The 25,297-nt window shown below is 57.3% G+C and carries 21 protein-coding genes; 14 read left to right on the forward strand and 7 right to left on the reverse strand.

What is annotated here, in order from left to right:
• Positions 1–109 precede the first annotated feature (109 nt).
• Together HY868_10875 and HY868_10880 are read right to left on the reverse strand one after the other, a co-directional pair.
• Positions 110–1,798: an extracellular solute-binding protein gene (locus tag HY868_10875; GenBank protein ID MBI5302630.1), complete on the reverse strand. Its 1,689-nt coding sequence runs from the start codon at positions 1,796–1,798 to the stop codon at positions 110–112.
• A gap of 62 nt (positions 1,799–1,860) precedes the next feature.
• Positions 1,861–2,937 (reverse strand): LacI family DNA-binding transcriptional regulator, encoded by a 1,077-nt coding sequence (locus tag HY868_10880; protein ID MBI5302631.1) that lies wholly within the window; start codon positions 2,935–2,937, stop codon positions 1,861–1,863.
• Between the two features lie 320 nt (positions 2,938–3,257).
• On the opposite strand from HY868_10880, the gene HY868_10885 reads away from it, so the two are divergent.
• The 9 genes from HY868_10885 to HY868_10925 all read left to right on the forward strand — a co-directional run bounded on the left by HY868_10885 (position 3,258) and on the right by HY868_10925 (position 12,609).
• Positions 3,258–4,925 (forward strand): ThiF family adenylyltransferase, encoded by a 1,668-nt coding sequence (locus tag HY868_10885; protein MBI5302632.1) that lies wholly within the window; start codon positions 3,258–3,260, stop codon positions 4,923–4,925.
• A gap of 102 nt (positions 4,926–5,027) precedes the next feature.
• On the forward strand, positions 5,028–5,957 hold the full coding sequence (locus HY868_10890; protein ID MBI5302633.1) for a hypothetical protein: 930 nt from the start codon (positions 5,028–5,030) through the stop codon (positions 5,955–5,957).
• Positions 5,958–6,065: 108 nt separating this feature from the next.
• Positions 6,066–6,929, forward strand: a complete 864-nt coding sequence (locus HY868_10895) for a hypothetical protein (GenBank protein ID MBI5302634.1) — start codon at positions 6,066–6,068, stop codon at positions 6,927–6,929.
• A 123-nt stretch (positions 6,930–7,052) separates the two neighbouring features.
• Positions 7,053–7,319 (forward strand): EsaB/YukD family protein, encoded by a 267-nt coding sequence (locus HY868_10900; protein ID MBI5302635.1) that lies wholly within the window; start codon positions 7,053–7,055, stop codon positions 7,317–7,319.
• Positions 7,320–7,431: 112 nt separating this feature from the next.
• Complete coding sequence (locus HY868_10905; GenBank protein MBI5302636.1) at positions 7,432–8,550, forward strand: Mov34/MPN/PAD-1 family protein; 1,119 nt, start codon at positions 7,432–7,434, stop codon at positions 8,548–8,550.
• Between the two features lie 18 nt (positions 8,551–8,568).
• Positions 8,569–9,225: a Mov34/MPN/PAD-1 family protein gene (locus tag HY868_10910; protein MBI5302637.1), complete on the forward strand. Its 657-nt coding sequence runs from the start codon at positions 8,569–8,571 to the stop codon at positions 9,223–9,225.
• A 47-nt stretch (positions 9,226–9,272) separates the two neighbouring features.
• Positions 9,273–10,133 carry an FHA domain-containing protein gene (locus HY868_10915; GenBank protein MBI5302638.1) on the forward strand — a complete coding sequence of 287 codons (861 nt, stop codon included), beginning with the start codon at positions 9,273–9,275 and terminating at the stop codon, positions 10,131–10,133.
• A gap of 37 nt (positions 10,134–10,170) precedes the next feature.
• Positions 10,171–11,367: a VWA domain-containing protein gene (locus tag HY868_10920; protein MBI5302639.1), complete on the forward strand. Its 1,197-nt coding sequence runs from the start codon at positions 10,171–10,173 to the stop codon at positions 11,365–11,367.
• 195 nt (positions 11,368–11,562) lie between these two features.
• The gene (locus tag HY868_10925; GenBank protein ID MBI5302640.1) at positions 11,563–12,609 is read left to right on the forward strand and encodes a PD40 domain-containing protein; all 1,047 of its coding nucleotides are present in this window, start codon (positions 11,563–11,565) and stop codon (positions 12,607–12,609) included.
• A gap of 243 nt (positions 12,610–12,852) precedes the next feature.
• Here the strand turns inward: HY868_10925 and HY868_10930 are convergent, their stop codons facing one another.
• The 5 genes from HY868_10930 to hutU all read right to left on the reverse strand — a co-directional run bounded on the left by HY868_10930 (position 12,853) and on the right by hutU (position 19,481).
• Positions 12,853–13,524, reverse strand: coding sequence for an SOS response-associated peptidase (locus HY868_10930; GenBank protein ID MBI5302641.1), 672 nt, complete (start codon positions 13,522–13,524; stop codon positions 12,853–12,855).
• 286 nt (positions 13,525–13,810) lie between these two features.
• Positions 13,811–16,045 carry an ATP-dependent RecD-like DNA helicase gene (locus HY868_10935; protein ID MBI5302642.1) on the reverse strand — a complete coding sequence of 745 codons (2,235 nt, stop codon included), beginning with the start codon at positions 16,043–16,045 and terminating at the stop codon, positions 13,811–13,813.
• Between the two features lie 45 nt (positions 16,046–16,090).
• Positions 16,091–16,717: a cyclodeaminase/cyclohydrolase family protein gene (locus HY868_10940; protein ID MBI5302643.1), complete on the reverse strand. Its 627-nt coding sequence runs from the start codon at positions 16,715–16,717 to the stop codon at positions 16,091–16,093.
• Positions 16,718–16,824: 107 nt separating this feature from the next.
• Positions 16,825–17,721, reverse strand: a complete 897-nt coding sequence (gene ftcD / locus HY868_10945; protein MBI5302644.1) for a glutamate formimidoyltransferase — start codon at positions 17,719–17,721, stop codon at positions 16,825–16,827.
• 116 nt (positions 17,722–17,837) lie between these two features.
• The gene (gene hutU, locus HY868_10950) at positions 17,838–19,481 is read right to left on the reverse strand and encodes a urocanate hydratase (GenBank protein ID MBI5302645.1); all 1,644 of its coding nucleotides are present in this window, start codon (positions 19,479–19,481) and stop codon (positions 17,838–17,840) included.
• 241 nt (positions 19,482–19,722) lie between these two features.
• On the opposite strand from hutU, the gene HY868_10955 reads away from it, so the two are divergent.
• The 5 genes from HY868_10955 to HY868_10975 all read left to right on the forward strand — a co-directional run bounded on the left by HY868_10955 (position 19,723) and on the right by HY868_10975 (position 25,269).
• Positions 19,723–20,511 carry a GntR family transcriptional regulator gene (locus HY868_10955; GenBank protein ID MBI5302646.1) on the forward strand — a complete coding sequence of 263 codons (789 nt, stop codon included), beginning with the start codon at positions 19,723–19,725 and terminating at the stop codon, positions 20,509–20,511.
• Positions 20,512–20,539: 28 nt separating this feature from the next.
• Positions 20,540–21,283 carry a creatininase family protein gene (locus HY868_10960; protein MBI5302647.1) on the forward strand — a complete coding sequence of 248 codons (744 nt, stop codon included), beginning with the start codon at positions 20,540–20,542 and terminating at the stop codon, positions 21,281–21,283.
• Positions 21,284–21,296: 13 nt separating this feature from the next.
• Complete coding sequence (locus HY868_10965; protein ID MBI5302648.1) at positions 21,297–22,580, forward strand: aspartate aminotransferase family protein; 1,284 nt, start codon at positions 21,297–21,299, stop codon at positions 22,578–22,580.
• Between the two features lie 3 nt (positions 22,581–22,583).
• Positions 22,584–23,375, forward strand: a complete 792-nt coding sequence (locus HY868_10970) for an amidohydrolase (protein MBI5302649.1) — start codon at positions 22,584–22,586, stop codon at positions 23,373–23,375.
• 169 nt (positions 23,376–23,544) lie between these two features.
• Positions 23,545–25,269, forward strand: coding sequence for an ABC transporter substrate-binding protein (locus HY868_10975; GenBank protein MBI5302650.1), 1,725 nt, complete (start codon positions 23,545–23,547; stop codon positions 25,267–25,269).
• The last annotated feature ends 28 nt before the right edge of the window (positions 25,270–25,297 follow it).

A 25,297-nucleotide genomic window follows, 5' to 3' on the forward strand; every position in this document is an offset into this window, starting at 1 on the left:
ATTCTTTGCGTGCCTTGCGTCTTGGCGAGAGGTAAAAGTTGTTTCCGAAAGTCTAGTATTCAGAAAACTTATCTGAACACCGAATACTGAATACTGTTCACTGACTCAGCTAACGCTTGTTGTACCGGTCGAGTGCGCCTTGCTGAATCTTGATGGCGTCGTCAATCCCCATGCTCTTGATATCTTTGACAAACTGATCCCACGCGTCCACCGGCAACGCGCCGGTGACGATCTTGGGGAAGGTTTCATCGTAACGTGTGTTGATATCGTTCATGATGGACGCATACTTTTTTGCTTCGTCTTGCGACGGCGTGATTGGAGGCAGCGCTTTTTCGTTGACTGCATTGCCCCAGACCTTGACCGAGTCTTGTTGTTCGGGCAGCGCCGAGAACTGCTCGAAATACCGCCGGTCTTGCACAAAGGGACCGTTGTAATTGGAGCGCATAAATTGCGCCATCGCTTGATTCATCGGCAGTTTTTGCGGGTTCTTGGTGATATAGTCGGTGTACTTGGGGTAGCCGTTCTCCATTTTGTAGGAGACACCCTCGATACCAAAATTGAACAACATCTTGCCTTCGTCGCTGTACGCATAGTCCAGCCACTTGACGGCTTCGGGGATGCGCTTGCAGGCGGTGGTGATCGCCGCACCCACACCGGTGAATTCGTTATCTTTCTGTCCCAGGATTGGCTTGTCGCCTTTCTTGAGCACGGGGTACGGCGCTGCTGCCAGTTTCAAGTTGGGGTCTTTGGGCGCCATCAGCGCGGTAAAACTGCCGATGCCGTTGCCGGTATTCGCGATAAACGCGCCCAACTGATTGCCCGTTACCTTAGCATCGAAGAGCTTGCGGTCAGCCGCCACAAAATCGGGATCCATCAAGCCCTCTTTGTACCACTGTGCGATGGTCTTGAGGAATTCTTTGTACTCGGGTTGGAGCGGTCCATATTTGATCACGCCCTTGTCCTGATAGAACGTCGTCGTGATGCCCCACGCGCCGATGAACGCCCGACTTTCGAAAGCGCCCCGATAGTATGGATTGACGACCCAGAAAGAGGTAAAGGGGACTTCGTCGGCTTTGCCATTGCCATTCGGATCCTTGGTCTTGAAGGCGACGAGCGCATTGTGCCACTCGTCAATCGTCGTCGGGATTGGCAAGCCAACCTTGTCCAGCCAATCCTTGCGAATGATCGGACCCTGGAAGACGACCAGGAATGGATCGCCGCGCAAGAACGGGAACGCGAAAATATCGCCTTCGTCCGTGACGACTTGCTTCCGCCAATCCGGATGTTCGGTCAGAATCTTTTTCAGATTGGGAGCATATTGATCAATCAAGTTGTTGAGACGAAGAATGACGCCATCCTTAACGTACTTGGCTGGTCCGCCGGGAGCCGACAACCAATTATGTTCGAGGATGTCCGGATATTTGCCAGAAGCCACCACCAGGTTGAACTGCTCCGTCGCTTGATTGGCGGGTGGGTGTTGAAAGTCAATGTGGATGCCGGTCTTTTTCTCGATTTCCTGATAACATCCAACTTCGCCCAGACTCTTCTTGGTCGCGGACACCGCTGTGTTGAGATCAACCCAGTACGTCAACGTCAACGGTTCTTTGACGATGGGAAGCGTCAGCGCCTCAGCCGCTTTGGGCGCGGCAGTCGCCGCCACCGTGGGCGCGCCGGCGGCAGTGGTCGGCGCGGGCGCAACCGTCGGCGCGACCGGCGGCGCGCAAGAAGCCAGCACCGCTGCGGCTGAACTCAAGCCCAGCCACCGCAAGAATTCGCGACGAGTAATTTCCGAATTCATCAGTACCTTCCTTCCCTTCCTTGGAATAGATTTATTCTAGCCGATGCCAACCATCGGCTCGTTCACGATACGACGGGCGCGCTCTCACGAATGATCAACTCGTGAGGGAAGACGACGGTCGCTTGTTCGCGATTGCCGTTGATTCGCTCGATGAGCATTTGCACCGCGCGTTTGCCGATCGCGTAGCGGGGCACACGTTGCGTGGTCAGTGTGGGCGTCACCTGGCTGGCGAGCGAGATGTCGTCGCAGCCGATGATCGCCACATCTTCCGGCACGCGACGCCCCAGTTCCGCGCACGCGCGCAGCGCGCCAAATGCCAGGTTGTCGTTGAAACAAACGACCGCATCCACTTCGGGATGGTTCGCGAGCAACCCGTGCGCGCCGCGCGCGCCGAGTTGCGCGCGCAGTTCGTGCCAACGCGATGACCCCGCGTCTACCGAGTTGAACCATTCGTACTGATTGCGACAACCGTTTTCATAATTGGCTTCGTTGGGAACGATCAATCCTGGGTTGATCGGAAGCTCGAACGCTTTCATCGCTTGGAGAAAACCGCGCAGACGTTCATCGGCGGAATAGGAATGTTCGGGTCCCGCCATGAATGCGATCGTTTTGCGCTTGAGGCGAACCACGTGTTCGACGGCGGCAACCATGCCCTTGGCATGTTCGGTGACGATGCTGCCACCCAGGTCGGGCGGAACAGGGCGATTGATCGAAACAAACGTGGGATGACGCGCAACCGCCGGCAACAACTCGTTATCAGGCAAGCGTCCGCCGGCGAGGATGATGCCGTCCACGCGCGCTTGATGCAAAAAATTGAGGAGATGTTTTTCTTGATCGAGACTGCCATTCGTATTGCAAACGGTGAGGATATAACCGGCTTTGGTTGCCGTCGTTTCCGCGCCCAGCGCGACTTCGGCAAAGAAAACGGAGGCGATGTCTGGAACGATCATGCCGATAGACATCGTGCGACCCGAGGCAAGTCCGCTGGCAAGACGATTGGGGACATAACCCAGTTTCTTGATCGCAAGCTCGATCTTGCGGCGCGCCGCATCGCTCACGTATCCATTTTCACTGAGCGCGCGCGAGACGGTCGGGACCGAGACCTTGGCTTCGCGCGCGACATCTTTGATTGTGACCACGTTGGCTTTCTCCTAATTATGTGGCGAGGACAAATCACGGTTGCAGACTGAATATGTGATAGCGTTATCATAATACAGTACATATTTCCGCTTGTCAATGAAAATAAAGCCAAGATTTTGTAGTTGATAACTGATATACTGAAAACGATACCACATATTTGTATTTATGTTTACTAAATCAACTAACAATGTGGGCAAGTCGTTCGAGCCAAAACGACGATAGGCAGTACCGAGGTACTATTGTTTCAACGGCTCAAATCGGATACGCTCATCGTGAGCGGTATTCTGGTCTGACCAGAATACCACAATACTGGAGTCGCATGAAAATCCGCCCCGTCTCGTCCAACACACTCACGCATTCCGTCGTCGAACGTTTGCTCGGCTTGATCAGCGATGGCACCGTCAAACCCGGCGACAAGATGCCGTCGGAACGCACGCTGATGAAAAAGCTGGGTGTCTCGCGTTCGACGATTCGCGAAGCGTTGCAAGCGTTGTCGGCGAGCCATATCGTCGAGATTCGCCCCGGCGTCGGTACCTTCGTCCACGCGCACGCCCGCGATTTGATTCCGCGCGCGCTCGCCAAAAATCGCGTGCCGAAAGACGCGCGCCCGACGAAAACAATTCTGCCGGCGGGCAATGGCAACGGACGCGATCATCTTCTCGGCATCACGCCGATTCCTCCCGCGCCGGAAAAACCGATTCACATTCCGAATCTCAAAAAAGATCGGCTCGGCACATTCGATTTTATTTCGTGGTGGGAACGCGATAAAGTTCAAGCCGCGCGCGTCATGGTGATTGGCGCGGGCGCGCTCGGCAATGAAGTCTTGAAAAATCTCGCGCTGATGGGCGTCGGCAATTTATTCGTCGTGGATTTCGACACGATTGAAGCCGCGAATCTTTCGCGCTCGGTTTTGTTTCGCGCGGAGGATAATGGCAAACCCAAAGCCGAAGTCGCGGCGCGGCGCGTGAAGGAACTCAATCCCGACGTTCACGTGCAATATTTTCAAGGCGATGTGAATACGGCGCTCGGGCTGGGCGTCTTTCGCCGGATGGACGCGATCATCGGTTGTCTCGATAACCGCGAAGCGCGGCTCTCGATCAATCGGTTCGCGTATCGGCTGAACAAACCCTGGGTGGACGGCGCGATCCAGGAACTGTTCGGACTCGTGCGCGTGTTCAAGCCGGGCGAAGGCGCGTGCTATGAATGCACGCTCACCGAGCAGGCGCGCCGCGAAATGTCGTTGCGTTATTCGTGTCCCCTCCTGGCGCGGCAGAATATCTTGCTCGGCAAGGTGCCGACGACGCCGACGATTTCCGCGATTGTCGCGGGCATGCAATCCCAGGAAGCGCTCAAGTTGATTCACAACATGCCGGTCGAGGCGGGGAAGGTTTTGCACGTCAACGGATTGACGAACGATTTCCACGCGACGGCGTACACGCCGGACGAAAATTGCGAGAGCCATTGGGTCTACGGTGACATCCTCGAACTGGATCGCCAAGCGGCGACGACCACGGTCGCCGAGATGCTGCGTCTCGCGCGCGAAGCGTTGGGCGATGATGCGATTCTCGAACTCGACCAGGAATTTGTGACGCGGCTCGAATGTCATCAATGCGGGACTGTCGCCGAAATTTTCAAGCCGATCTCGCAAGTCAATTTCAACGACGGCTTGTGCCCGGGTTGCGGCGAGATGCGCGAAGTGCAAATGATTCACACGATTGCCGGCGATGAACCGTTCTTGAATCGTCCCTTGCTCGCCGTGGGCGTGCCGCCGCTGCATATCGTGCGCGCGCGTAATGAAAACGAATATCGTTTCTTTGAACTCACCGGCGATCTGGCGGATACGTTGCATTGGTCACACTTTGAGGGCGGCGCGCGATCGGCGCACGCCTCGCGTGTGCGTCTCCATCCGCGTCCGCAAATCAGACTCGGCGATGTGTTGCCGGACGAACCGCCGCCGGTCACACGTCCGCGAGTCGTCGTCCACTGAAACCTGGAACCGCGACGCCGAGAAAAAATCGCAAGCAATCACCAACCCCACTCCTACCCTCCCTTTACTAAGGGGAGGGAATCGGAGGGGTGAGATTTCGAAATGCAATTCGATGCCCAAATTATTCCATGGCGCGGTTCATCACCGACGCGCCGCACGCAGACAAATCGCATGAGCGCCGAACCACGATCCAAATGGGGTTTTCGCATTCGCTTTGCGCTCGGCGCGATCATCGCGCTCGGCTGGGGTTTCCTGCTCGGCGTTGCACTCTTGCGCGCGAATGCGACGCTCTCATTCTGGTTTGTCGGCGCAGTCATCCCACTCGCGTTCTTTGGCAGTGCGCTCGCGTGTTTCGCTTTCCAGCGCGCACTTCCCGAATGGCACACGCTCGTGCGATTACTGGCGGCTCTACTTTTCGCGGCGTTGGCGTTGCCGCTCGGATTAGGGTGGGCGTTGCGCGAGTGGGAACTCGACGCGAGTTTGTTGCTCGCGGTGACGGGAGAACAACTCTGGGAAATCGAATTTGGCATCGCGATCCTGGGTCTGATCGCCGGGACGTGGACGGGCTGGGCGCATCCGCCGCAACGTTGGCTCGCGCGTGGCATCGCGGCTCTGCTCGAGCGTCCGACGCGTTTCTTCTCGGCGCTGTTCGAGTTTGTCACACGAGTCATCGCCAGTATCGGTCGCGCGATTCTGTGGCTGCCGCTCAAGATCATCGCGCTCGTGCGCGGTTTGATAAACGGGATCGCGTCATTTTTTAGCGCCATGCGAATTGGGATCGTTCGTTTGATTCCGCGACGAAATCGCGTGCGTTTGCCCAAACCATCGTTATTCCATCGCCACGCCGCGCCTCAAGCGAATGGCAGTGCACGCATCAAAGCCGTCGTCGAAGAGCGATGTCCGTACTGTCTCGATGTGGTCAAGCGCAATGATCCACGCGGGATTAAAGTGTGCGAGGTGTGTCACACGCCGCATCACGCGGATTGTTGGGCGATCACCGGCAAATGCCAGGTGCCGCATCTCAATACCTAGTTCACAATTTCCCAGAGTTTCCTTATTTCCCTCATTTCCCTTGATTCCCCTTGCTTGGGCGGAGGGAACTCTGGGAAATCAAGGAACGCAACCTCGTTGGAGGAATTTATGCCTGATCTCAGTGTGACTCTCGTTCTACCCGCCGGCGGCGCGCGCACGGCTGAAGTGCCGGACGATGTGCCCGTGCGCGAATTGATGCCGGAACTTATTTCCGTTCTCGAATTGCCGACGACCGGTCCCGATGGACGACCGATGGGTTATCGGATGGACAGCAAGGCGTTGGGACGCGAATTGCGCGAAGCGGAAACACTGCACGACGCGAAAATTCCGCAACATGATCGCTTGATGATTACGGCGGATGTCACTGCCGGCGCGGGCAAGCCCTCCCTGGTTAGCGCGACGCCGCGCTTTCGCCGCCTCAAAGCCGATCACGACAAGATGCTCGAACTGAAAAAGCAGAGCCAGTTGATTGACTTTGAAGTGGTGGACGCGAAACCTGGGTTTCCGCCGGAAAAATATCTCGTGACGTTCAAATGCAAAAGCATCGTCGCGGTGGACGCGCAGGGCAATCCGCGTTTCGCCGACAAACACCAGGTCGCGATTTATCTGCACAACGAATATCCGCATCGCTGGCCCGGCTTGAAATGGCTCACACCGATTTGGCATCCCAACATCAAAGGCGCGAATGGCAGCGTCTGCATTGACGCTGCATGGTGGACTGCCGCGCGTTCGCTCGACCGGCTCGTGATCATGCTCGGCGAAATGGCGCAATGGAAAAATTTCCACGACGACCCGACCAAGCCGCCGTTTCCCTGGGACGCCGAAGCCGCCAAGTGGAGTATGAACTATCGTCGCACACACGCAGGTTGTTTTCCGGTGGACACGCGCGAATTGTTGCGCCCGGAACACGCCAAGCCGGCGAAGAAACCGGTTGCAAAGCTCAAAGCGCGTCCCAAGATCAAACTCAAGTAGCGAACGGCGGATGGCGAATAGCAAATGGCAAATGGCAAATGGAAATTGCCAGAGGAACCAAGTATCGAGATTGAACGTGTCCACTCCAACTTCCAATCTCGAAATTCAAGTAGGAGGAACAGAATGGCTGATGTACCCGTGACTCTCGTTTTGCCGGCAGGCGGATCGCGCACGGCAGAAGTGCCGAGCGATGTGCCCGTGCGTGAGTTGATGCCGGAACTCGCGTCGTCACTGCAATTGCCGACGACGGGACCGGACGGCAGACCGATGGCATATCGGATGGATAGCAAGGCGCTCGGACGCGAACTGCGCGAAGACGAGACGCTTTCCGCCGCGGGCGTTCCGCAAAATGATCGCCTGATGCTGACCGCCGATGTGACCGCGGGCTAAAACGTTGTCTCGTCGAGATGAGCTGGTAACTCGTCTTGGCGACCACTATGCCGGCGCGGCTGGCTGGGTCTTACCCCGGATCGAGCCAGCCGCCCGGCTCCCTTGAATCGAAATGACTGAGATTGAAACGTATCGCGCGCTGTCCATCGCGCCGACCCAGGTAGAGAACGCCGCGCCGGTCTTGTTCGAATTGATCGGCGATTCGACCGAGATTGGTTCGGCGGACGACAACGCGATTGTGCTCGCGAATCCCAACGTCGCGCTGCATCATCTCGAAGTGCGCCGCGTAGATGGGCGCGATCACTTGCTCATCAACTTGAGCGAACGGCGGCGCGCGCGCGACCTGACCTGGTTCAAATATCGCCGGGGCGATGCGTATTGGTGTCCGCGTCACGGCAGTATCGCGCGGCTCGATGCGCGGGGTTGGTGCGCGAAATGCCGCACGCGGCGCGGCTCGCTGTGGTTGATGCGTCCGCTCACACCGGGGGATGCGTTCGACGTGGGACGCGCGTTTCGCGCGACGTATCTCGTGCCAGAACGCGCGAATCAAACCAAACTGCCGCCGCGCCAAGTTCCCCCGCGCGATGCCTTTGACCGACCGCGTAAAATCGCGATTCCGACGACTGCACCGCAAATCGCGACCCAGGACTTGCCGACCGATGATTCGAATCTGTGGCGTTGGCAACCGGCGGAGGCGCCGTTTCCGATCTTTTTGCATCAGCGCGTCAACGTGGATGTCACGCGCCACGCGCGCCAGAATCGTGATCGCGAAGTGGGCGGCGTGTTGATTGGCGAGGTCTGCCGCGACCAGGATGGGCATCTGTTCGTCGTCGCGTCGCACGCGATCAAAGCCGAATTCGCGCAAGAATCGCGTGGACAGTTGACCTTTACACACAACACCTGGCTCAAGATTCATCACACGTTGGAAGCGCAATTTCCCGGCAAACTGATTGTCGGTTGGTACCATACGCATCCAGGGTGGAGCATTTTTCTATCGGACTGGGATTTATTCATTCATCAAAATTTTTTCAAACAACCCTGGCAAGTCGCGCTCGTCATAGACCCATCGCTAGATCGCGCCGGTTTCTTTGTGTGGAAAGATAATCAGGTTTGCAACCCGCAAGCCCCGGTTGAGCCGTTTCGACTCGCCGAAGTAGAATGGTCGGATATCGCGCGACCACGCGTGCGGATCAAGTTGACCGATCCGCATGGCGCATCCAAGGTCAAATGAAAGTGAAGGAGTTTTGCCATGACAACCCGAATCAAGTTACTCGACTGGGAACCGGCGACCATCTGCGAAGCGCCGATGCCGCTCGACGACGCGTTGCGTTGGAATTCACGATACGAAGCCGCGGTGAACCCGCGTATCGCAATCTTTTTCGCCCAGTCCGCGTACATCAAGTGCATCGAACACACGCGCAGCGATATGGATAGCGAGGTCGGCGGCGCGCTCATCGGCAAGGTGTGCATAGACCCGCAAACGGAACAGCAATACATTCTGATTCAGGACGTTATCCCCGCGCTCTACACTCAAGCCGGCGAAACACACGTGACCTTTACGCACGAAACGTTGATCCACCTGAACACCGAACTGGAAGACCGCTTTCCCGGCAAACGCATGGTCGGTTGGTACCACACGCATCCGCGTCTCGGCGTGTTCATGTCCGGTTACGATACCTGGTTGCATCGGCATTTCTTCCACGATTCGACCCAGGTCGCGCTCGTCGTAGACCCCGAGCGCAACCAAGGCGGCTTTTTCTGTTGGAGCGCGCAAGGCGACTTGGATCCGGTCAATTACACCGGGTTTTACGAGTGGAGTGATCGGAACGATGACAGCATTATCGGATGGACGAACGTGTCGCCGGTCGTGAATGGCGCGGAGTTGGATCTGGTGGCGGTGGCGTGAAGCGAATCGCGAATTGCAAATTGCGACTTGCCTGAAAGGAGAACAAGATGAGTTTGCGAATGCGCGTTTATTATTACGCGGTGCTGGGTGCGCTGGGCGCGCTCATCGGTTGGCGCATCAGTGACACGCTTGGATTCATGCGCGGCGTGAATGTATACGTGAACGATCTCGTGCTGGGCGGCATCATCGGCTTGTGCCTGGGTCTCTTGATCGGCGCGAGCGAGGGATTGTTGGCGCGCTCGTGGTATCGCGCGGCGCGTGCGGGCGCGCTCGCCGGTGGCATTGGATTGCTCGCCGGCGCGATTGGTTTGCCGGTTGGCGAATTCGTCTTCCAAATCACCGGCGGCGAATTGATCGGACGCGCGCTGGGGTGGGCGTTGTTTGGCGCGCTCATCGGTTTGTCCGAAGGCGTCACGAGTGGAACACAAATGTGGAAAGGCGCGGTCGGCGGCGTGCTGGGTGGACTCCTCGGCGGCATTGTGCTGTTCGTTTTGCAATCGCTCATCGGCGCGACGGTCATCGGCAAGATGCTGGGACTCGTCTTGCTCGGCGCGGCAGTCGGCGTGTTCATCGCGTTGATCGTCGTTCTGCTCTCGCGCGCGTGGCTCGAAGTGGTGAGCGGCAAGTTAAAAGGCACCGAGTTCATTCTCGACAAGTATCTGCACGCGCACGGACCGGCGGCGATCATCGGGAGCAACGATTTCAAAGCGGACATCGCGTTGCCCGATCCTGGGATCGCGCCGCAGCACGCGCGCTTGAAAGGCGCGGGCGCGTACTTTGTCATCGAAGATATGAGCATTGGCAAAGGTACGTTCGTGGATGGAAAAAAAGTTGAGGCCGCGCGTCTGGCGAACAACGCGTCCATCCGGGTCGGCAACACGATGATGATTTATCACGAACGACATTAGCCACACCCTTAAGGGTGTGGCTAAAAGGACGATGAAAATGAAAACCTGGTTTCGATCATTCATCCTCGCGTGCACGATGGCGCTCGTCGCGACGATAAACACATACGCGCAAACGCCGGTCGTCATCAATGTGACCCAAGTGGACACCTCGCGCTTTCCGCAAGTAGATGTGTACATTTCGGTGACGGACGCGAATGGCAATCCGGTACGAAATGTGCCGGCAAGCGCGCTGCAAGTTCAAGAAAACGGCAAGACGGTCGCGGCAACGGCGACGACGCGCTCCGGCGACCTGGGTCCAGTGAGTACGATCCTCATCGTAGATCGCAGCGGTAGCATGGCGCGTAGCGGCAAGATGGACGGTGCGAAGCAAGCTGCGACGACGTTCGTGAATCAAATGCGTTCGGGTGATCGCGCCGCGTTGGTGCAGTTCGACACGGAAATCGAAACTCTGCAATCATTGACCGACAACAAGAACGCGCTGCTTGCCGCAATTCCAAAACTCGTCCCGCGCGGTAACACGGCGATGTACGACGCGCTCGGTCAAGCGAGCAGGTTTTTCGAATCGGCGCAGGGACGCAAAGCGGTCATCGTCGTGACGGATGGCATGGACAACGCGAGCAACCTCAGCCGCGATGCGATGTTGAATTCCGCGAATTCGAGCGGTTATTCGATCTACACGATTGGTCTGGGCGCGCAAGCGGTGGGTACGAATAGTCAGGAAGGCATTGACGAGCCGGTGCTCCAAGAGATCGCGCGCGCGTCGTTGGGCGAATACTATTACGCGCCGGACGCGAGTCAACTCGGCACGCTGTATCAGCAAATCGCGTCGCGCATTCAAAACGAGTACAAGTTGACGTACACCTCGACTGCCGCGCTGCGCGATGGATTGAAACGCGCGATTGTGGTGACCGCGCCGGGCTTGGGCACGACGCGCGCGGATTACAATCCGGGCGGCGTGATTCCCGAAGTTGAGCCGCAAGGATGGTCGTGGGTGTGGTTTATGCTCGCGTTGATTCTGCTCGTCGCGCTGTTCTTTGCGCCGCAAGGAGCGCGTTGGGTGTTCGCGCGCGCGACGCCCGCGCCCGCACCAAAGTCGCGAGTGCGATTGACGGAGGGCGCAACGACCCCCGCGCCAAGCTCACCGCGTCCCTCGCGCATCAAGATCAAGAAGCCGGCAACCGCGGATGCGACGCGGCAAAAGTTGCCGTGGGACGAGGAGCCATCCAAGCATTGATTCGTGACGAAAGGGCGAAGCATTTTCCAGAGTTTAGAGTAATGCTTTGCCCTTTCAAATTAGACGATATTTGAATTGAGAATTATGCCCACGAAGGACACCAAGATCACAAAGCAAAACTGAATAATTTCGTGTCCTTCGTGTTCTTCGTGGGGGAAAAGTTAAATTCGGGTAACGTCTATATCGGAGCAAAACATGTTTGACAATATGCCGAATGTCGGGAAGAAAGGGAACCCAGGTTCGTCGAATCGGCGCGCGCCAATCGTGGTCGGTCTGCTTGCGCTCGTCGCGTTGCTGATTTGCCTCGCGCTGGCAGGTTTGGGCGCGGGGACATTTTGGTTGCAGCGACCTGGGTCATCCTTGCCGGAAAAACTCGGTTTGACATCTCCGTCAACGAGCGTGACGTCGGACGCGACAACCGCGCCCGCGGCGTCATCGTCCGCGCGCGCGACCGGTAAAATCGCGTACAGCGTTTTTACCGGCGATTCGCCGGAGGGCAAAACGATTTGGGTGATGAACGCGGATGGCAGTAATCCAAAACAAATTCTGCCCAAAGCGTCCTCGCCGACGTTTTCGCCGGACGGCAAGCGCATCGCGTTTTATCAGTGGAACAATGGCATCTTTGTCGCGAACGCGGATGGATCGAACGCGCAGAAAATTCTCGGCGAGACGAACGCAAAATATCTCGCGTGGTCGCATGACGGCAAATGGATCGCGTTCGCATCCCAGCCGATTCAAAAAGAAGGCATGAATGTGAACATTGACGCAGTGTTCGCGGACGGCAGTCTGCGGCGCACAATTGTCGGCGGCGGTACGTTGCCTGCCTGGTCGCCGGACGATACGCAGATCACATTTTCGTCGTGTCGCGGAAGTAACTGCGGAATTTTGATCGCGAGTTCGTTGGGCAACGATGGCGGACGTTTGATCGTCGGCGAGTTGGGCGCGAATCCGATGTGGTCGCCGGATGGACAACGCATCGTCTATCAAGCCGAAGCGGATGGCGTCAAGCAATTGTTCGTCGTCAACGCGAATGGATCGGGCAAGCGGCAACTGACGACCGGCAAAGAACAACACGTCGGCGCAACGTGGTCGCTCGACGGAAATTTTATTTTCTATCGTGCGACCGACAACAATCACTGGGGCATTTATCGCATGAACGCCGATGGCAGCAATCCAACGCGTCTCATCCAGGATGTCGCACCAGTGGATTGGGCATACGAGCGGTTAGCGGTCGGCAAGTAAATCCAAAGCAGCAGCATGGGGCGATTGAAATCGCCGCGGGCGGGCGTTCCGCCGGGCGTCCACCTCCGTGGACGCCGATTCGCCGGCGTAGGCGGGCGACCAGCCACCGGCTCACGCGGGGCAATTTCAATTGCCATCTCTCCGGTGGGCATACAACACTATCGAGAGAATCCAGGTTTCTCCAAGAAACCTGGATTCTTTTTTGCTCAAATATTTCTGTGTGTTTCTGTGGCAGAAAACGTGTCAGTCACTAACGGGGCGAATCAATTCTGCGGAGTTATTGCGCGGCGAGTTGACGAGCGATGAAACTGGGTAGGCAATCATCTTGTCGGCGGGATACGGTTGCAGAAGCGTCACCAATTCACCCAGGTCTTGGTTGGCTGGGTTGAGCCACGATTTGTATGATGTCTTGGGTAGGATAACGGGCATCCGCTCGTGAATCGGTTTCATCAACTCGTTCGCCGATGTGGTAATGATCGTGCACGAAGCGATCCACTCGTCGTCGGGCGATTTCCACACGTCGTACAAGCCGGCAAAGCCAAACGGCTTTTTCGATTTGAGCTGAATGAACATTGGAATTTTCTGCGCGCCGGTCTTTTGCCATTCGTAAAATCCATCGGCGACGATCAAGCAACGCCGGCTTTTCAACGGTCGTTTGAAGCTCGCCTTCTCCGCGACGGTCTCGGCGCGCGCGTTGATCATCTTGGAGCCGATAGCCATGTCCTTTGCCCACACCGGAATCAAGCCCCAACGCATCGCGTCAAGCACATTCTGTCCGTCGCGTTGCACGACCGCGACGACTTGCTGGGTTGGCGCGACGTTGTAGTTGGGTTTCACTTCGGCATTGACTTGCGCGATATTGAACGCCAGTTGAATCTGTTCGAGATCCGACTGGATGATAAACCGACCGCACATAAGGTACCTCCTCCAGTAGCGCAAATTTCCAATTTGCGTTGGCAAGTTGGAAACTTGCCCTACGCGACTACGTGGCGCAAATTTCCAATTTGCGTGCGGCAAGTTGGAAACTTGCCCTACGCGGCTACGTGGCGCAAATTTCCAATTTGCGTACGGCAGGTTGGAAACTTGCCCTACGCGACTACGTGGCGCAAATTTCCAATTTGCGTTGGCAAGTTGGAAACTTGCCCTACGCGGCTACGTGGCGCAAATTTCCAATTTGCGTACGGCAAGTTGGAAACTTGCCCTACGATCCAGTTTTATATACCGCCGACGATTTCTTCGTCGGCGCGTTTTTTGTTTGAGCCGGTTCCTGCAAGCGTTTAGCCAGCCGCGAATTGCGTTGCACGATCTTGTTGTTCTTGACCGCGAGCGCGATCGCTTTGGGAGTGCCGACCAGGACGACGAGTTCTTTGGCGCGCGTCACGGCGGTGTAAAGTAGGTTGCGTTGCAACATCAAGTAATGTTGCGTGAGCAAGGGGATCACCACCGCGCGATATTCGCTCCCCTGGGATTTGTGAACGCTCATTGCAAACGCGTGCACGAGTTCATCCAATTCTCCGAATTCATACTCCACGCGCGCGCCGTCGAAATCCACACCCAGGACTTGGTCCTCGCTATCTACTGACACGACGCGACCCAGGTCGCCGTTGAACACTTGCTTGTCATAGTTGTTGCGTGTTTGCAGAACCTTGTCGCCCACGCGAAAGACGCGGCTACCGTGACGCTGCTCTTTCTTACGCTCCGCCGCCGGATTGAGTGCATCTTGGAGCGATTGATTCAACGCACCCACTCCCACAGTCCCGCGGTGCATCGGACTGAGTACCTGGATGTCTTCGATGGCGTCCATGCCGAATTTGTTCGGGATGCGCGTCTTGACCACTTCGACAACGCGCTGTGCGGCTTGCTCCGGTTCGCTTTCTTTGAAGAGAAAAAAATCCTTGGCGACCTGGGTGAACTGCGGCATCTCACCCTGGTTAATTCGATGCGCGTTCGTGATGATGAGACTCTCTTCCGCTTGGCGAAAGATCACGTCGAGCGCGACGACGGGCACGAACTGGGACGCGATCAAATCGCGCAACACACTGCCCGCGCCGACCGAGGGCAGTTGATCGGGGTCGCCGATCAAGAGCACGTGACTCCAGAGATCGAGCGCCTTGAGCAACGCGTTCATCAGCAATAGGTCAATCATCGAGAGTTCATCCACGATGATCAAATCCGCGTCGAGCGGATTGTCGCGGTCGCGCAGAAACTTGTTGCCTTCATACGGTTTGAATTCCAGGAGCCGATGCAAGGTCTGCGCGGTTTCGCCGGTCGCTTCGCTCAAACGTTTCGCGGCGCGTCCGGTCGGCGCGGCAAGTTTGAACGTCTTGCGTTTGGCTTTCAAGAGCTGAATCAACGCGCGCACGCTCGTCGTCTTGCCGGTGCCAGGTCCGCCGGTGAGGACAGAGACTTTGGAGGTGAGTGCGGTCTTGACCGCCTCTTGTTGTTTCGCGGTCAACGCGATGCGATTCTTTTGCGCGACCCACTCGAACGCGCTCGCCCAATCGAGCGCGCGAAATTCCTCCAGGCGCGTGCGCGGCTGTGCGACCAATTCCTTCAAGCGATTGGCGACGCCGATCTCGGCGTAATAGAATGGGATCAAGTAGACGGCTTCATCTTCGACGAACACTTCTTCGGCTTGCGCCAGTCGCGCGATGGCTTCTTCGACGAGTTGCGCCGATGCATCCAGCGCCTCGGTCGCCGCGCGAATCAGATCGGTGCGCAACGCGAACACGTGTCCATCGTCGCTGAATTGACCCAGGACGTAGCGCACGCCGGCTTCGATCCGCGCGGGGTCGCTGGGCTGAATGCCCATCGCGCGCGCGATTTTATCGGCGGTGAGAAATCCAATGCCCCAGATATCGCGCGCGAGACGATACGGATCGTTGCGCACGATGTTGAGCGCGCCGTCGCCGTATGCTTTGTAGATTTTCACCGCGAGCGACGTACTGACGCCATGACTCTGGAGAAAGAGCATCACTTCTTTGATCTGCTTCTGCTCCGCCCAGCCGCGTTGAATGATCTCGATGCGCTTGGGTCCGACGCCATCCACCTCGCGCAGACGCGCGACATCGGTTTCGATCACGTCGAGCGTGTCGAGTCCGAAATGTTTAACGATGCGTTCCGCGGTGACCGGACCGACGCCTTTAATCAGACCGGAACCCAGGTATTTGCGTAGACCTTGGACGGTCGCCGGATATTGCAAGGAAAAATGTTTGATCTCGAATTGGCGACCATGTTGAGGATGATTCGTCCAGATGCCATCGAGCGACAACGATTCGCCGACATTCGCGCCCATCAGATTGCCGACGATGGTGATCGTGTCCGGTTTGCCTTCGGGCAAAAAGCGCGCGACGGTATAACCGTTCTCTTCGTTGTAGAACGTGATGCGCTCGATGGTGCCGCGCAACGATTGTAGCGGAACAGATGAGGGAGTCACGCCGGGGATTATAGCGCAGATGTCAAGACCGAACAAGTGGTCTATCTATAATCTTTTCTCGACAATCGCCAGGATTTCGCGCTTGCGTCGTTCGGCTTCCGCGACGAGTTGCGCCGCGCGCGAACGGCGATCCTGGGTGAACATCGCGTCGTCAATCGAACCAAGATTGATCGCGACGTTCAACGCCGCGCCGCGTACGCCCGCTTCCGCCATCAACGCGCCCACGCCGCCGTCGCTCGCGGCATTCTTGTTGCCTTTTTCCGCGACGACGCGCGCCAGTTCGAGCACTTGCGCGCATTGTTCAGCGACGTGCAGTGGCACATCGGTGGCATGTTTCAGCGCGTCTCGAATCGCGTTCGCGCGCGCGTTTTTTTCTTCGTCGGTGTGCTTGGGCAGTTTGTACGCCTCCATCACGCGCGCGTACGCGTCGGTATCGCTTTGCATCAAGTCGCGCAGTTCGCGCTGCAGTTCTTCGGCGCGTATGAGGATTGTTTGCATTTCGTCATTCACCGCCGCATAGTTTTTTCTGCCGATAGTCAGACGGCACACCATCGCGACGAGCGACGCGCCGAGCGCGCCGCTGAGCGCGGCGACGGTGCCGCCACCCGGCGCGGGTTCCGCCGAGGCAACCTGGTCTAAAAATGTTTGCACGGATTCAGATGCGAAGGACATGGAAAACCTCCTGGATCAATTTAACATCTACGCAAATGCAATCAGCAAGCGGAGATAGAATCCAGGTTTCTTCGAGAAACCTGGATTCTGGCGAAGGGATTGTCAATTTACTCGCCGTGGATTTTCATCTCGACGACCTGGTTCGCGTTCAGCGCCGGCAACTTGAGCGCGTGCGCCGCGAGCTGGGTCAATGCTTCGAGCGGCACGAGTCCGATGAGTTCGCTTTCCAACACCTGGACGTCCCGCCTGTCGGCTTCGGCTTTCACCGCATTGAACGCGGTCAACATACCGGTCACGTTAAAGTCGGTCAGGTTCATCGAAACCTGCGCGAGGTTGCGTTCGCGCAACATGAATCCCTTTGCCTTGACCGATTTCAATCCGCCGCCGCGTTCGCGGATTGCACGTGCAATGTCTTTGGCAATTTGCAAATCGCTCGTTGCCAGGTTGACGTTGAACGCGATGAGGTATGGTCGCGCGCCGATCACCGTCGCACCGGCTTTGCCGAGGCGACTGGGTCCGAAATCCGGCGCGCGCGCTGGGTCGGTCGCGATTTCGCGCCTGAGCGTTTCGTACTGTCCGCGCCGAATGTACGCTAGGTCGCGTCGTTCGGGGCGCGTTGCCGCGCTCTCGTAGAGATACACGGGAATATCCAATTCGCGCGCGACGCGTGCGCCCAAGCGTTGCGCCATCGTGACGCATTCCTGCATCGTCACGCCGCTGACCGGCACGAACGGCACGACATCGGTTGCGCCGATGCGCGGATGTTCGCCGTGATGCGTGTCGAGATCAATCAAGCGCGCGGCGGTCCCGATCCCGCGAAACGCGGCGTCTTCTAGCGCGTCCGGCGCGCCGGCGAGTGTGATGACGCAGCGGTTGTGATCCGCGTCCATCTCGCGGTCGAGCAGTTTGACGCCGGGCAACAACATCGCGCTGACGATTTCATCAACGATTTGCACGCGCCGACCTTCGGAAAAATTCGGCACGCATTCGACAATCTTTTCCATGATTTTCCTTAACTCGGATGTTAATTATGGGACGCGGACGAACGCGGACAAGCGCAGATAAAAAAATAATCCGTGTTCATCCGCGTTCATCCGCGCCCTATTTGTTTTTGGGCGATTCACCGCATCATCGGTATCTTGATGCCGGTTCGCTTGGCGAATTGAATCGCTTCGGGATACCCGGCATCTGCGTGACGAATCACGCCCATGCCTGGGTCGCTCGTCAGCACGCGCTCCAAACGTCGCGCCGCTTCGGGTGTGCCGTCGGCGACGATGACCTGTCCTGCGTGAATCGAATAGCCGATGCCCACGCCGCCGCCGTGATGAATCGAAACCCAGGTCGCGCCGTTCACCGCGTTGATGAGCGCGTTGAGCAGGGGCCAATCCGCGATCGCGTCCGAACCATCGCGCATCGCTTCCGTTTCGCGGCGCGGCGACGCGACGGAACCGGCATCGAGATGATCGCGTCCGATGACAATTGGCGCGGACACGATGCCTTTGGCGACGAGATCGTTGAACTTTAAACCGGCGCGCGCGCGTTCGCCGTAGCCCAGCCAGCAGATGCGCGCCGGTAAACCCTGGAACGCGATGCGTTTTTGCGCCATGCGAATCCAGCGCGCTAGGTGTTCGTTTTCCGGAAAGAGTTCGAGGATCGCTTCGTCGGTCCGATAAATATCTTGCGGATCGCCGGAGAGCGCGACCCAGCGAAACGGTCCCTTGCCTTCGCAGAAAAGCGGACGAATGTATGCGGGCACGAACCCAGGATAATCGAACGCGTTCTTGACGCCGGCGTCATACGCGCGCTGACGCAAATTGTTGCCGTAATCGAAAACGATGGATCCGCGCTTTTGAAAATCGAGCATCGCCTCGACGTGCTTTGCCATGGATGCCATCGAGCGCTGCTGGTAATCGAGGTAATTAGTAATTCGTAATTGGTTCGCTTCTTCGAGCGGCATTTCGGGTACGTACATCAACGGATCATGCGCGGGCGTTTGATCGGTGACGACATCCGGGACAACGCCGCGCGCGACGAGTTCGGACAGCACATCCGCCGCGTTGCCAATCACACCGATAGAGCGCGCTTGTTTTTGCTTGAGCGCATCTTCGACGCGCGTCATCGCGTCCTCGAGATTGTCCGTCAGTTCGTCGAGATAGCGCGTTTCGAGACGACGTTGTGCGCGCTGAGGGTCAACCTCGACGACGAGTGCGACGCCTTGGTTCAACGTCACCGCAAGCGGCTGCGCGCCGCCCATCCCGCCGAGTCCCGCCGTCAAAACGAATTTGCCCTGGAGCGAACCCCAGCCCTGTTGTTGTGCGAGACTGCCAAGCGTTTCATACGTTCCTTGCACGATGCCTTGACTGCCGATATAAATCCAACTGCCCGCCGTCATCTGTCCGTACATGATCAGCCCAGCGCGTTCCCATTCGTCGAAATTTTCCTGGGTCGCCCACGCCGGCACAATGTTCGAGTTCGCGATCAAGACGCGCGGCGCGTCCGGGTGTGATTTGAGAACGCCGACCGGCTTGCCCGACTGGACGAGCAACGTTTCATCCGTTTCGAGTTCGCGCAGTGATTTCACAATCGCGTCGAAACATTCCCAGTTACGCGCGGCGCGCCCGCGTCCGCCGTAGACGATGAGTTCGTCCGGCTTTTCCGCGACGTCGGGATCGAGGTTGTTCATCAACATGCGCAGCGGCGCTTCGGTGAGCCAGGACTTGCACGTGATTTGTGCGCCGCGCGGCGCGCGGATTATTCTCGACATCTTATCATCCTCCCAGATACGCCGCTTTGACGCGCGGATTTTGCGTCAATGCTTGCGTGGTATCGCGCACGTTGTGATATTGCAACGTGAGGTGCTTGGATAATACACGCGTCTTCAGTAGTGTCAAGATACGCGAAGCCCGGCAAGCCGAATTGACACCCGCCCTATTTCGTGGTACATTCTAAACATCTTAAGATGTATTAAGATTTATTTTCTCCTCCTCCGCAAAGGTCGGTTGCCTATGAAGATCACACGGGATAGCGCATTCCCGCTCTACCAGCAACTGGCGAGTGCGTTACGCCATCAAATTGAAACCGGGAAACTCAAGCCCGGCGCGATGTTGCCCCCGGAAAGCATTCTCACGCGCCAGTTTCAAGTTAGCCGCATCACCGCGCGCCAAGCTCTTGACTTGCTCGTGGCAGAAGGATTGATTATCCGCAAGCAAGGTAAGGGCACGTTTGTTTGTCCTCCCAAGATTCAGCAAGACCTAAGTTCACTGCGAGGATTCGCCGAACTCATGGCGACGCGGGGCGCGGAACAAAAGATGCAGGTATTGGCATTCGAGATGGTGTTGCCGGATCAACGTGTTGCCGAGTCACTGCGCGTGACGTCAGGCGAACAGGTGTTGCGGATCAAACGGCGGCATTTGTTGAAAGGCAACCCGATTGCGTATGCCATCATCTACTTGCCGCGTGAGTTGGGGCAGCGTTTCACGATCAACCAGGTTTCCCAGACGCCGATCTATTCCTTGTTGACCGAAAAGGCGCGCGTCGAAATCAAACGCGCGACCCAGGTCGTGCGCGCGATCGGCGCGGATCAAGACGCGGCGACGGTCCTCAAATTACCGCGCGGCGCGCCGGTGATGATGGTCGAACGCATCACCTACGCGCGCGACGAAAAGCCCGTCGAGTATATTCTGTTCTTTCATCGCGGCGATTCGTACGAACTGACCGCCGAACTGAATCGCGAACCGACGAAAAATATCTTGCGCCAGCAAGATAATCTTGGTCGTTTCGCGCCGGACAGTTAGCGGAGATGCTTTGACCAATGGAGGGAAGATGAAAGGCGTGCGTTTATCCGAGTTGACCTGGCAAGAAGCGGCGGCGGCGATCAAAACGCATCCGCTTGCCGTGATCCCGATTGGCGCGGGCACGAAAGAGCACGGACCGCATCTGCCGTGCGGCACCGATTTGATGGTCGTCGAAGAACTCGCGCGGCGCGTCGTCGAAGTGTGTCCGATCCTCCTGATGCCCGCGTTGCCCTACGGCTATTTCCCCGCGTTCATAGAGTTTCCCGGCAGTGTCTCGCTGCAACCGGAAACTTTTACGGGCGTCGTCGGCGACATTATTCGCTCGCTCGCGCGGCATGGCACAAAAAAATTCCTGATCCTCGACGGCGGCGTTTCGACATTTCCGCCGATGCGGACCCTGGCGATGCAATTGCACAATGAGCTGGGAATCCAGGTCGCGGTCACCAACATTTTGGGATTGGGCGCAGAGGTCGAGAAAGAAATCGCAGAGCAAGCATCCGGCGGACACGCGGACGAGATGGAAACCTCGAACATGCTGTTCATTCGTCCCAATCTGGTCAAGATGGAGCGCGCTGTGAACGAAGTGCTGCCCGCCATCCCGCATACACGCGGCAAAGGTGGCGCGCAAAAAATCTACGTCGCCGGCAGAATGACCACCCAGAGCGGCATCAACGGCGACGCTACGCTTGCCACGCGCGCCAAAGGCGAGAAACTACTCGCGGCAATGGCGCAAGACATTATTGATTTTTGCAATGAATTCGCAAAAACGTAACCTGGGATCAACCATGACTCTAACAAACAACCCAGACTATCTCGCGCTCGCGGAAAAATATGACGCCGATTTCAACCCGGCGAATCAGCGCATCGTCATCGAACGCGGCGCGGGCGCAGTGCTCACCGATACGACCGGGCATCAGACGATTGACGCGAGCGACATCATCGCGAGCGTCGGGCATTGTCATCCGCGCCACGTTGCGGCGTTACAGCAAGCCGCCACGCAGATGATCACCGGCAAAGGCAGTCTCGCGAACCCGAGTCGCGCTTTACTGATCACGCGCCTGGTCGGACTGACGCCGGATAATCTCGTCCAGGTTTTTCTCGCGACGAGCGGCAGTGAGATCGTCGAATGGGCAATTCGCATCGCGCGGCGTGCGAGCGGACGCCATGAGATTCTTTCGTTTTGGGGCGGCTTGTACGGTCGCACAATCGGCGCGCAAAGTCTCACCGGCATACAGCGGCGCAAGCGCCAATTCGGACCCATGTTGCCTGGCGTCTTTCACGCGCCGTACGCGTACTGCTATCGCTGTCCGTTCGAGAAAAAATTTGAGGACTGTAATTTCTACTGTATCAAGTTTCTCGACCGCCTGCTCGACGCCGCGAGCACCGGCGATCTTGCCGCGCTGATCGTCGAGCCGTATCAAGGTGTCGGTGGGATTATTTTTCCGCCGGAAGGTTATTTGCCGCGATTGGAAAAATGGGCGCGCGAGCGCGGCATCATATTCATCCTTGATGAAATTCAATCATCGTTCGGTCGCACCGGCAAAATGCTCGCGCTCGAATGGGAGCATCTCCGCCCGGAAATTTTGTGCCTGGGCAAAGGTCTGGGCGGCGGCATTTCGATTGCCGCGCTCGTCGCCGAAGCGAAACTCATCGCGTCGCTCAAGCCCGGCGAATTGTCCGGCGGCAACGGCGGCAATCCGTTCGCGTGTGCGTCCGCGCTCGCGGTGATTGACATTATCGAAGACGAAAAACTGAACGCGCATGCGTTCGAGATCGGCGAGTACTGGTTGGGACGGATGCGCGAATGGCAGAACGAATTCGCGATCATCGGCGATGTGCGCGGGCGCGGCGTGTGTCTCGCGATGGAATTCGTCAAGGATCGCATGACGAAAGAGCCGTTGCGCGGATTTGCCAACAAACTGGGTGAGGCGTGTTACGCCAAAGGCGTTTTCGTGCCGGGCAGCGATCACATTTTGACGATTCGTCCGCCGCTCGTCATCACGTTCGCGCAAGCCGAACGTGTCGCCAACGTGATCGAAGAAACGCTGCGCGAACTGACGGGAGTGTGAACGATGCCAACAGTCATTGACACGCACACGCATATCGGGCTTGCTTCATTCATCACCAAGCCGATCTCGGAAGAGAAACTCAAACGCCCGGCTTTCCGCGATCCAATGGAGAACTCGATTAAGAATCTAATCGCGCGGATGGATGCGAATGGCGTCACGCGCGCGGTGACGTTTGCGTATCCGCTCGAAGAGGTGGACGCGGTGATGGCAAACGAGTACGTGTTCGCCGCCCAGCGCGCGTACCCCGCGCGCATCATTCCGTTCGCGCTGATCGGCGACGATGTCGAACGCTGGGCGAAGGCGGGCGCGCGCGGTTTCAAGGAGCAGGACATTCTCCAAGCGCCGGAGCGATTCAATCTCAAGCGCGCGTACGCGATGGTTGCCGAGACCGGCAAGCCGTTACTTTTGCACGGACGTTCGCGCACGCCGAGCGAAGTATCGGACAAGATCAAAGGCATGTTGCGCGATGCGCCGCGGCTCAAGGTCATCGTCGCGCACATGGGACGCCACACGCCGAACACGCGCCAACACGTCGAAGAGAATTTGCTCGCGTTGCGCGATGACGCGAATGTGTACTTTGAGACTTCGACGGTGCGCGATCCGGCAATCATCGCGCGTGCGGTTGAATTGATTGGCGAAGATCGCGTGTTGTTCGGCTCCGATTTTCCGTTCAACTCGTACCAGGACCCTGATCCGCTCGCGGTGGAACTCGACGTGATTCGGCGCGCGAACCTTGCGCCGCGCGTGGCGCAGAAAATATTCGGACAAAATATTCTGCGCTTGTTGGAACTGTAGAGCAAATAAGAAATTTGCTCCACGCGAACTGTAGCGCAAATTTCCAATGTGCGATGTTGATGCAGAGTGGCAAATTAGAAATTTGCCCCACAGAAGGAGGTGGTTCGAAAGTAAAACGAACGATGCCTACATCCGGTTGTCTGGATTTGTCTCACCCTTGGAGGAGAAGATGAAAAAGTATTTTCTGCTTTCACTCGCGCTCGTCACGATGTTGATGATGATTGCCGCGTGTGCGCCGACACCGACGCCGGCGCCAACCCTAGCGCCGCCAACCGCGGCGCCGAAACCAACGGATATGCCCAAGCCGACAGATGCGCCGAAGGCGACTGAAGCACCAAAACCAACTACGGCTCCGGCAACTGCCGCGCCCAAACCAACCGATGTGCCGAAACCCGCCGCGCCAACTGTCTTGCGCTTTCGTCTGACGCGCGATCCGCGCACACTCGAACCTGGGTTGTTCCTCGAACTCATCACCGGTTACATCGCCAAAGATTTGCACGCCGGGTTGGTGCGCTATAACGAAAAAATGGAACTCGTGCCATTCATCGCGAAGGAATGGTCGGTCTCGACAGATGGTTTGACGTACACGTTCAAACTGCGCGATGACGTCAAATTCCACAACGGGCGCAAAGTGGTTGCGGACGATTTTGTGTACACGTTCACGCGCATCTTGAATCCCAAAGTCAAAGCCGCCGCTGGTCCGGCGAACCTTGCCAAAGTTAAGGGCGTCAAAGATTTCATTGATGGCAAAGTCACGAGCGTCGAAGGATTGCAAGCGCCAGACGCGACGACATTCAAAATCGTGATGGCGCAACCTGATCCCGCGTTGATGTTGCGTCTCGGCACGAACTTTATGGCGGTCGTGCCGAAGGAAGCCGTGATTGACGGCGAAGCCAAGTGGAAAGACAAACCGGTCGGCGCGGGCGCGTACAAGTACGTGGATTGGCAGCCGAACGTCAAGGTCGTGCTCGAAGCGAATCCGGATTTTTTCCTGGGCAAACCCAAAGTGGACCGCATCGAATATCTCACGGTGCCGGATGCCGCGACCGCGCTCGCACAGTACCAAAAAGGCGAACTCGACATCCTGGGTGTGACCGGCGCGCAACTCGCGCAGATCGAACGCGACGCGACGTTGAGCAAAGAATTGAATCAATGGTCACGCGGTCAACTGACCTTCTTTGCGTTGAACGAAAAGCGCGTGCCCGCATTCAAAGACAAGAATGTGCGCCAAGCGTTCAACTATGCGGTCAATCGCAAAGACCTGATCGAAAAAGTGTTGCGCAACGACCGCAACATGGCGACCGGTTATGTGCCGGTGGGCATTCCCGAAGCGATTCCGAACGAGACCGGTTACGCGTTCGATCCCGCAAAAGCGAAAGAGCTGATGGCAAAAGCCGGTTTTGCGGATGGCAAAGGTTTCCCCAAGATTGAATTTGTGACGACTGCGGATGAGCAAACGCTCGCCGAAGCGATCACCGCGCAGTTGAAAGCAAACCTGGGTGTGGATGTCGCCGTTCGCATCGGCGAGAGTGGCGATGTGTTGAACGGTTTGTGGGCGAAGGACAAGTGGGACATTGTCTCGTGGGGTTGGTCGGCGGATCGCCCCGCCTCCGAAGTCTGGCTCTTTGAATTGTTGTACAGCAAAGCGGAAAGTAACTTTGCCAGTTACAGCAATCCCGAGTACGACAAACTCGTGGACATGGCGCTCGCGGAAACGGATCCCGCCAAACGTCTTGCCGCGTGGCGTGAGGTTGCCAAGATGGCGAGCGATGAAGCGCCGCTGATCCCGTTCGGTTTTGCCAAGCACCTGTTCTTGGTCAAGCCATACGTCAAGGGTTTTAGCGCGGACTTGCTCGGACCGCGTCGGTTCGAAACTGTTGAGATCGTAAAATGAAATCCGTAGGGGCGGGGTCACCCCGCTC

This window comes from Chloroflexota bacterium, from assembly GCA_016219275.1.
Lineage (GTDB): Bacteria > Chloroflexota > Anaerolineae > UBA4142 > UBA4142 > JACRBM01.

Excerpts from the sequence above, each read along its gene's own strand:
- HY868_10875 (MBI5302630.1), bottom strand. The coding sequence starts at position 1,798 with ATGAATTCGGAAATTACTCGTCGCGAATTCTTGCGGTGGCTGGGCTTG.
- HY868_10885 (MBI5302632.1), top strand. The coding sequence starts at position 3,258 with ATGAAAATCCGCCCCGTCTCGTCCAACACACTCACGCATTCCGTCGTC.
- HY868_10890 (MBI5302633.1), top strand. The coding sequence starts at position 5,028 with ATGCAATTCGATGCCCAAATTATTCCATGGCGCGGTTCATCACCGACG.
- HY868_10895 (MBI5302634.1), top strand. The coding sequence starts at position 6,066 with ATGCCTGATCTCAGTGTGACTCTCGTTCTACCCGCCGGCGGCGCGCGC.
- HY868_10900 (MBI5302635.1), top strand. The coding sequence starts at position 7,053 with ATGGCTGATGTACCCGTGACTCTCGTTTTGCCGGCAGGCGGATCGCGC.
- HY868_10905 (MBI5302636.1), top strand. The coding sequence starts at position 7,432 with ATGACTGAGATTGAAACGTATCGCGCGCTGTCCATCGCGCCGACCCAG.
- HY868_10910 (MBI5302637.1), top strand. The coding sequence starts at position 8,569 with ATGACAACCCGAATCAAGTTACTCGACTGGGAACCGGCGACCATCTGC.
- HY868_10915 (MBI5302638.1), top strand. The coding sequence starts at position 9,273 with ATGAGTTTGCGAATGCGCGTTTATTATTACGCGGTGCTGGGTGCGCTG.
- HY868_10920 (MBI5302639.1), top strand. The coding sequence starts at position 10,171 with ATGAAAACCTGGTTTCGATCATTCATCCTCGCGTGCACGATGGCGCTC.
- HY868_10925 (MBI5302640.1), top strand. The coding sequence starts at position 11,563 with ATGTTTGACAATATGCCGAATGTCGGGAAGAAAGGGAACCCAGGTTCG.
- HY868_10930 (MBI5302641.1), bottom strand. The coding sequence starts at position 13,524 with ATGTGCGGTCGGTTTATCATCCAGTCGGATCTCGAACAGATTCAACTG.
- HY868_10940 (MBI5302643.1), bottom strand. The coding sequence starts at position 16,717 with ATGTCCTTCGCATCTGAATCCGTGCAAACATTTTTAGACCAGGTTGCC.
- ftcD (MBI5302644.1), bottom strand. The coding sequence starts at position 17,721 with ATGGAAAAGATTGTCGAATGCGTGCCGAATTTTTCCGAAGGTCGGCGC.
- hutU (MBI5302645.1), bottom strand. The coding sequence starts at position 19,481 with ATGTCGAGAATAATCCGCGCGCCGCGCGGCGCACAAATCACGTGCAAG.
- HY868_10955 (MBI5302646.1), top strand. The coding sequence starts at position 19,723 with ATGAAGATCACACGGGATAGCGCATTCCCGCTCTACCAGCAACTGGCG.
- HY868_10960 (MBI5302647.1), top strand. The coding sequence starts at position 20,540 with ATGAAAGGCGTGCGTTTATCCGAGTTGACCTGGCAAGAAGCGGCGGCG.
- HY868_10965 (MBI5302648.1), top strand. The coding sequence starts at position 21,297 with ATGACTCTAACAAACAACCCAGACTATCTCGCGCTCGCGGAAAAATAT.
- HY868_10970 (MBI5302649.1), top strand. The coding sequence starts at position 22,584 with ATGCCAACAGTCATTGACACGCACACGCATATCGGGCTTGCTTCATTC.
- HY868_10975 (MBI5302650.1), top strand. The coding sequence starts at position 23,545 with ATGAAAAAGTATTTTCTGCTTTCACTCGCGCTCGTCACGATGTTGATG.